The sequence below is a fragment of the Pseudomonas sp. CMR5c genome, from assembly GCF_003850545.1.
Taxonomy (GTDB): Bacteria; Pseudomonadota; Gammaproteobacteria; order Pseudomonadales; family Pseudomonadaceae; genus Aquipseudomonas; species Aquipseudomonas piscis.
In genome coordinates, this window is the sequence record NZ_CP027705.1 from 6,789,139 (window position 1) to 6,796,817 (window position 7,679).

Sequence of the window (7,679 nt, forward strand, 5' to 3'; positions counted from 1 at the left end):
GTTCCCAATCATGCCGTGCGGCGCAGTATCAGCAGATGGCGTTGGCCTTGGCAACCGGGTACGGCCAGGGCGTGTTCGCTATCGAGGTGGAAGTCTGCCGGCAATGCTAACAGCTCATCAGAGGGATGGACGCCCTTCATTGCCAGCCAGCGTGTATCGCTGTCCCCAAGGTGGCGGGTCCAGCTGGTGAAGTTCTCCATGCTGCTGAACGCCCGGGAAATGATCCCGTTGAAAGGCTGTTCAGGAGTGAAGGCCTCGACCCGGCTGTGGATAACTTGCAGGTTATCCAGCTTGAGCTCAAGTTTGACCTGGGTCAGGAAGCGGGTCTTCTTGCCGTTGCTGTCCAGGCAGGTGACCTGGGATCCGGGAAACAGGATCGCCAGGGGAATACCCGGCATCCCGCCGCCACTGCCCACATCCAGCCAGCGGCCGTCCTCGATGAACGACATCACGCTCAGGCTGTCGAGCAAGTGGCGCGAAACCATTTCATCGGGATCGCGCACGGCGGTCAGGTTATAGGCCTTGTTCCACTTGATCAGCAGCGCCAGGTAGCCCAGCAGCGATTCATGCTGGGCCGGGCTCAGTTCGACACCGAGTTGGCGGGCGCCTGTGGATAATTCATCCGCGTGTTGCGAGGTGACCAGTGAACTCAAGCGCTTTGCTCCAACTGACGGCCGGCGCCGCGTTTTTTCAAGTGAATCATCAACAGGGAAATGGCCGCGGGAGTCACGCCGGGAATCCGTGATGCCTGGCCCAGGGTTTCCGGACGGGTCGCGCCCAGCTTGCCCTGGATCTCCTTGGACAGGCCGGAGATGGTGGCGTAATCGATATCCACAGGCAGCTTGGTGTCCTCGCTGGCCCGCAGGCGAGCGATTTCATCCTGTTGGCGATCGATGTAGCCGGCGTACTTGGTCTTGATCTCGACCTGTTCCGCCACCTGTGGATCCTCCGCGCCCTGCCCGGTCACTTCAACCAGCCCAGCGTAGTCGATCTCCGGACGACTCAGCAGGTTCAACAGGTTGTACTCGTGGGTCAGCGGTGTGCCGAATTTTTGTGCAATCGCATCGCCCTGCTCAGTACCGGGGCGAACCCAGGTGGACTTCAAGCGCTGTTCTTCCAGGGCTATGCCCTCGCGTTTCTTGCAGAACGCCGCCCAGCGCACGTCATCCACCAAGCCCAGCTCGCGACCTTTTTCGGTCAGGCGCAAATCGGCGTTGTCTTCGCGCAGGATCAGGCGGTACTCCGCCCGCGAAGTGAACATGCGGTACGGTTCCTGGGTACCCAGGGTAATCAGGTCATCGACCAACACCCCGATGTAGGCTTCGTCGCGACGCGGGCACCAGCTGTCCTTGCCCTGGGCACGCAATGCCGCGTTGGCCCCGGCCAGCAGGCCTTGTGCGCCAGCTTCTTCGTAACCGGTAGTGCCATTGATCTGGCCAGCGAAGAACAGACCGCCGATGACTTTGGTCTCGAGGCTGTACTTCAAGTCCCGCGGGTCGAAATAGTCGTATTCGATGGCGTAGCCCGGGCGCACGATATGGGCATTTTCCATGCCCCGGATCGATTGCACGATCTGCAACTGCACATCGAACGGCAGAGAGGTGGATATCCCGTTCGGGTACAGCTCGTGGGTGGTCAGGCCTTCGGGCTCGATGAAGACCTGGTGGCTTTCCTTGTCGGCAAAGCGGTGGATCTTGTCTTCGATCGATGGGCAGTAGCGCGGGCCAATACCTTCGATGACCCCGGAGTACATCGGCGAACGATCGAGGTTCGACGCGATGATCTCGTGGGTGCGCGCATTGGTGTGGGTAATCCAGCAGCTGATCTGCCGCGGATGCTGTTCCTTGGAACCCAGGAACGACATCACCGGGATGGGCGTATCGCCCGGCTGCTCGGTCATCACCGAAAAATCCACGGAACGGGCATCGATACGCGGTGGGGTACCGGTTTTCAGGCGACCGACCCGTAGTGGCAGTTCCCGCAGGCGTTGTGCCAGGGCAATCGAAGGTGGGTCACCAGCACGACCGCCGGAGTAGTTCTGCAATCCGATGTGGATAAGTCCGCCGAGGAAGGTCCCGGTGGTCAATACCACCGAATCGGCGAAGAAACGCAGACCCATCTGGGTCACTACACCACGGACCTGATCCTGCTCGACGATCAGGTCGTCCGCCGCCTGTTGAAATATCCACAGGTTCGGCTGGTTCTCGAGAATCTCGCGTACCGCAGCCTTGTACAGGATGCGGTCGGCCTGGGCGCGGGTCGCACGTACTGCCGGGCCTTTGCGGCTGTTCAATACACGGAACTGGATGCCGCCTTTATCTGTAGCCATGGCCATCGCGCCGCCCAGGGCGTCGATTTCCTTGACCAGATGGCTCTTGCCGATCCCGCCGATCGCGGGATTGCAGCTCATGGCTCCGAGGGTTTCCACGTTATGCGTCAGCAACAGGGTCTTTGCCCCCATGCGTGCTGATGCAAGTGCTGCCTCGGTACCGGCATGACCGCCGCCGATGACGATCACTTCAAAACGGGAAGGGAAATCCACCACGCACCTCGTGCCTGCTTCAAGTAGGAGTAATTAGGAATGGTTGTTGGGTTGGTTTTTCGACCAAGGGGGCAAGTATAGGGACTTCGCCCTTTCTAAAGAACCCTTTGCACAAAATTTAACCAGCTTGTGGATGACTGGCGAACAATAGAAATTAAAAAGAGAGAAATTTATTAAAACCTTGTTTTTATGTTTATTCTTATACCCTTGCCTATCTGTGGATAGATTCCTACAAGCCTTTATTTTCATGGTGTACAGAGATTTTAAACTCTGTGGTTAGGTGTCATTGAGGCCGTTGGATAACCGGTTTAAGCCTGTGGATTAATGTGCTGCTTATCCACAGAGCCGATTCTCCTCAGCTTTGAGGCTGGGTTATCAACTGTGCTGAAGGGCAGTTATTCACAGGGCTTAATCCACAGAAAAATGCCTCGTCGATGCGCTAGAGCTCAGAGCGCAAGCCTTTCCAGAGGTATGGATCGAAAAATTGCAGGGCAACCCAGATGCCTTTGGCATATGAGTAGAGGCAGCGGGATAACCGCACGGGGATAGGAAACGCCGTAGACAGGGCCAGCTGGTGCCGGTCTACAGGCGCTACCCGGCCTGTTGGCCGGGTAGGAAGGGGCAGGACTACTTGCCGATACAGAAGCTGGAGAAGATTCGTCCCAGCAAGTCATCGGAGCTGAAGGCCCCGGTTATTTCTCCGAGGAATTGCTGGGCCTGACGCAGGTCTTCGGCCAACAATTCGCCCGCACCAGCCAGGGTCAGCTGGGCCCGGCCATGCTCCAGCGCCGCATTGGCGTAGCGCAGCGCTTCCAGATGCCGGCGGCGTGCACTGAAGCTGCTTTCGGAGGTTTGTTCATATCCCATGCAAGCCTTCAGGTGCTCGCGCAACAATTCCAGGCCCGGGCCTGCGGCCATTGCACTGAGGCTGATGGTGACATGGCCGTCTTCACAGGTTTCCAGGGCGATGGGTTCGCCACTCAGGTCGGCCTTGTTGCGAATCAGGGTGACCTTGGCCGGATCCGGGCGCTGCTGCAGGAACTCGGGCCACAAGGCGAAGGGATCGACCGCCTCGGCGGCAGTAGCGTCGACCACCAGCAATACTCGGTCGGCTTCACCAATGGCCTTGAGCGCTCGTTCGACACCGATTTTTTCCACCTGGTCCTCGGTATCCCGCAGGCCAGCGGTATCCACTACATGCAGCGGCATGCCATCGATGTGGATATGTTCGCGCAGGATGTCCCGGGTAGTACCGGCGATGTCGGTGACGATGGCCGCTTCGCGACCGGCCAGGGCATTGAGCAGGCTCGACTTGCCGGCATTCGGACGACCGGCAATCACCACGGTCATGCCATCGCGCAGCAAGGCGCCCTGCCCGGCTTCGCGCAGTACTGTGGACAACTCCTCGCGTACAGCATCGAGCATGCCGAGTACATGGCCATCGGCAAGGAAGTCGATTTCCTCCTCGGGAAAATCGATGGCGGCTTCGACATAGATGCGCAGTGCGATCAGTTGTTCGGTCAAGTGATGTACGCGCTGGGAGAAAGCCCCCTGCAGCGAGCGCAGGGCATTGCGGGCCGCCTGTGCAGAACTGGCCTCGATCAGATCGGCGATCGCCTCGGCCTGGGCCAGGTCGAGCTTGTCGTTGAGGAAGGCGCGTTCGCTGAACTCCCCGGGCCTGGCCAGCCGGCAACCCAGTTCCAGGCAACGTTGCAGGAGCATGTCGAGGACGATGGGGCCGCCATGGCCCTGCAACTCCAGTACATCTTCACCAGTGAAGGAGTTAGGGCCCGGGAAATACAGGGCGATGCCCTCGTCCAGGACTTCACCTTGCCCGCCGAGAAAGGCTCCGTAATGGGCAAACCGCGGCTTGAGTTCACGGCCGCTGATGGCCGCGGCAGCCGTTGCCGCCAACGGCCCGGAGATCCGCACGATGCCCACGCCACCGCGTCCCTGGGCAGTGGCGATGGCGGCGATGGTTTCACGAGGGACATTCATAACCAGACATCCAGACAAAAGTGACAGATAGCAAAACGCCCCACTAGGGGGCGTCTTGTGTGGTTATCCACAGAGTAGGTCAGGCCGCTGCTTTCTTGGTAGCAGCTTCGATCCTACGGGTGATGTACCACTGTTGGGCGATCGACAGGCAGTTGTTCACTACCCAGTACAGCACCAGGCCAGCTGGGAACCACAGGAAGAAGAAGGTGAAGATGATTGGCATCATTTTCATCACCTTGGCCTGCATCGGATCCGGCGGAGTCGGGTTCAGCTGCTGCTGGATGAACATGGTGGCGCCCATGATGATCGGCAGGATGAAGAACGGATCCTTGATCGACAGGTCGGTAATCCACAGCATGAACGGCGCCTGGCGCATTTCCACGCTTTCCAGGAGTACCCAGTACAGGGACAGGAAGACCGGCATCTGGACCAGGATCGGCAAGCAGCCGCCCAGCGGATTGATCTTCTCTTTCTTGTACAGCTCCATCATCGCCTGGGACATCTTCTGGCGATCGTCACCGAACTTCTCTTTCAACGCGGCCAACTTCGGCGCTACTGCACGCATGCGGGCCATGGATTTGTAGCTGGCAGCCGACAGCGGGAAGAAGATGCCCTTGATCAGCATGGTCAGGAAGATGATCGACCAGCCCCAGTTACCCACCAGGCTGTGGATATGTTGCAGCAGCCAGAAGATCGGCTGGGCAATGAACCACAGGAAACCGTAGTCCACGGTCAGTTCCAGACCTGGGGACAACTCTTTCAAGACGGCTTGGCTCTTCGGACCGGCATACAGGATGGCGCTGGTCTCGAGCTTGGCACCAGGAGCTACGGTGATCGAAGGACCGGTGTAGCCAATGATGTAGTTGCCTTTGCTGTCCTTGCGCGCCAGTACCTGGTTGTTCTCGCCCTTTGGCGGAATCCAGGCGGTCACGAAGTAGTGCTGCAGCCAGGCTACCCAGCCACCTTGCACGCTTTCAGTGATCGGGGCCTTGCTCTTGTCCTCGTTCACCTTGTCCATGTCTTTCATGGACACTTTTTTATACGGCTCGGAACTTGTCCACAGGGCGGCGCCCAGGTAAGTCGCAGTGCCGGTGGCGGTGCTGGAGGATGGATCGGAACTGGCGTCGCGCTTGAGCTGGGCGAACATCGCACCAGTCCAGGGTTGTGCACTTTCGTTGTCGATCAAGTAGGAAACGGTGATGTCGTACAGGCCGCGCTTGAGGGTGAAACGCTTGATGTAGTTGACGCCGTCCTTGCTGAACTTCAGGTCGACCACGAGTTGGTCCTGACCTTCAGCCAGTTGATAACTTTTCTTCTCCGAGGAGTAGATCGGTCGGCCAGCCGGATTGGCGTCCGGGCCGTTGCTGCCGATCAGGCCGCTTTGGGCCAGGTAGGTCCGCTCGTTGCCGTTGTCGAACAACTGGAAAGGAATTTCCGGATGGTCCTGGCGACGTGGGTACAGAGGCAGGCGCAGTTGTGCGATATCCCCACCTTGTGGATCGACGGCGAGGTCGAGCACATCCGTTTTGATCTGGATGAGATCTTTGCTTGCAGCCACTGGCACTTCGGCAGGGGCAGCGGTATCGCTGGCCGCACGCGGAATGTCGTCATTGGCGGCTGGAGTGCCGGTTGGCGTGTCCGGCAAGCCCGGGGTGGTCGTGCTGGAAGCAACATTCTGAGTCGGCAGGGCAGCCTGGCCATAATCCTGGTTCCATTTCAGAACCATGACATAGGACACGATTGCCAGGGCGACGATCAGGATCGTGCGTTTGATATCCATGATTACTCGGCCATCGAAGAAGAACGGGAGGTGGGGATAGGTGGAACCGGGTCATAACCACCGGGATTCCATGGATGACAGCGACCTAAACGACGAAAGGTCAGCCAACCACCGCGTAGAAGGCCATGGGTTTCGATGGCTTCCAACGCATAGCAAGAACAACTGGGGTGAAAACGACAGTGGTCGGCCATCAGAGGACTAATGGCATAGCGGTAAAACTGGATCGGAACGAGTGCCAGTTTACGCATCGGGACTGTCTACCCCTACAGTTTCGGATTTGACTGCGGATGCTGGCTTGTTACGGGCCAGGCGTCTCCAGAGTTTACCGAAATGCTGGATCAATTCAGGGTTTTCTACGTCGCCCAAACCTTTGCGCGCGACGATAACGATGTCCCATCCAACCAGTGAATCCTGGTGAAGACGAAACGATTCGCGCATCAGACGCTTGAGACGATTGCGTTCAACGGAGAGCTTTACGCTCTTCTTTCCGATCACGAGCCCCAGGCGGGGATGATCAAGATCGTTGTCGCGAGCAAGGAGCAGGAGATTCTTCCCCGGAACCTTGCCGGTAGGGGAGTCAAAGACGGCCTTGAAGTGTCGAGGAGTAAGCAGACGCTTTTCCCGACTGAAGTCCTGACTCACCTCCAGTGCCGGATTATCAAACTGCCAGACGTGCACGGCCTTTGGCGCGACGACGCGACAGGACGGCACGACCGTTCTTGGTGGCCATGCGAGCACGGAAACCGTGGGTACGAGCGCGTTTGATAGTGCTTGGTTGGAAAGTACGTTTCATGTCGTGTTACCTGGTTCGTCCACAACGGGCCGGAATGGCCCCCGTTTTAAGAGATCGGCGATTCTAGAGAAAGCAAGCCTCTAGGTCAATTTCCAACCAAGGTTTCCTTTATCTATGTATGTCCGGATTTCGGGCTTGTGGACCAGGTCCAGCCAGATATAAAAATAGAGAAGGAAAGTATTAAAGCTTTTCTGTAGAGCTTATAAAAGCTTAGCAAGGCTCTATCTGTGGATAACTAGCTTAAGCCCTTCTATTTCGTACTGTACAGAGAATGACAACACGGTTGAGAAACCGTGCTTTACCTGTGCTGCGAGGGCGGAAAAGCTGTGTGCGGAAAGGCTTGTTATCCACAGGCGATTTATCCACTGGGTTTCACCCCGAGTTGTGCATAGATCTCAAGCCTGGTTATCCACAGAGCTTATGCACATACCGCTGGTCGTGTTTATTCGGGTTAAGGCATTGATTCTTAGTGCCCTGGCGACACGCTACATGTGGATAAGTGGACGGCCGACCGTTACAATGGCCGCTTGTTTTTGCCTCACCGGCTTTCAACTCAGGGGATATCC

7 protein-coding genes are annotated in these 7,679 nt (G+C 57.7%); all 7 read right to left on the reverse strand.

Features of this window, described 5'->3' with window-relative positions; genetic code table 11:
• Positions 1–8: 8 nt before the first annotated feature.
• The 7 genes from rsmG to rpmH all read right to left on the reverse strand — a co-directional run bounded on the left by rsmG (position 9) and on the right by rpmH (position 7,113).
• Positions 9–653: a 16S rRNA (guanine(527)-N(7))-methyltransferase RsmG gene (rsmG, locus tag C4K40_RS31435; RefSeq protein WP_022641993.1), complete on the reverse strand. Its 645-nt coding sequence runs from the start codon at positions 651–653 to the stop codon at positions 9–11.
• The gene (gene mnmG / locus C4K40_RS31440; protein WP_053137958.1) at positions 650–2,542 is read right to left on the reverse strand and encodes a tRNA uridine-5-carboxymethylaminomethyl(34) synthesis enzyme MnmG; all 1,893 of its coding nucleotides are present in this window, start codon (positions 2,540–2,542) and stop codon (positions 650–652) included. The genes rsmG and mnmG overlap by 4 nt, the downstream gene beginning before the upstream one ends.
• 627 nt (positions 2,543–3,169) lie before the next feature.
• A complete protein-coding gene (mnmE, locus tag C4K40_RS31445; protein WP_022641995.1) occupies positions 3,170–4,540 on the reverse strand; it encodes a tRNA uridine-5-carboxymethylaminomethyl(34) synthesis GTPase MnmE in 1,371 nt (456 codons plus the stop codon).
• A gap of 79 nt (positions 4,541–4,619) precedes the next feature.
• The gene (gene yidC, locus C4K40_RS31450) at positions 4,620–6,320 is read right to left on the reverse strand and encodes a membrane protein insertase YidC (RefSeq protein WP_053137794.1); all 1,701 of its coding nucleotides are present in this window, start codon (positions 6,318–6,320) and stop codon (positions 4,620–4,622) included.
• 2 nt (positions 6,321–6,322) lie between these two features.
• Complete coding sequence (gene yidD / locus C4K40_RS31455; protein WP_083235628.1) at positions 6,323–6,568, reverse strand: membrane protein insertion efficiency factor YidD; 246 nt, start codon at positions 6,566–6,568, stop codon at positions 6,323–6,325.
• Positions 6,561–6,962 (reverse strand): ribonuclease P protein component, encoded by a 402-nt coding sequence (gene rnpA / locus C4K40_RS31460; protein WP_218188697.1) that lies wholly within the window; start codon positions 6,960–6,962, stop codon positions 6,561–6,563. The genes yidD and rnpA overlap by 8 nt, the downstream gene beginning before the upstream one ends.
• A gap of 16 nt (positions 6,963–6,978) precedes the next feature.
• Complete coding sequence (gene rpmH, locus C4K40_RS31465; protein WP_003213577.1) at positions 6,979–7,113, reverse strand: 50S ribosomal protein L34; 135 nt, start codon at positions 7,111–7,113, stop codon at positions 6,979–6,981.
• Positions 7,114–7,679: the final 566 nt, after the last annotated feature.

Bases quoted from the DNA above. Each gene is read 5' to 3' on its own strand.
- mnmE (WP_022641995.1), bottom strand. From the start codon at position 4,540: ATGAATGTCCCTCGTGAAACCATCGCCGCCATCGCCACTGCCCAGGGA.
- yidD (WP_083235628.1), bottom strand. From the start codon at position 6,568: ATGCGTAAACTGGCACTCGTTCCGATCCAGTTTTACCGCTATGCCATT.
- yidC (WP_053137794.1), bottom strand. From the start codon at position 6,320: ATGGATATCAAACGCACGATCCTGATCGTCGCCCTGGCAATCGTGTCC.
- rpmH (WP_003213577.1), bottom strand. From the start codon at position 7,113: ATGAAACGTACTTTCCAACCAAGCACTATCAAACGCGCTCGTACCCAC.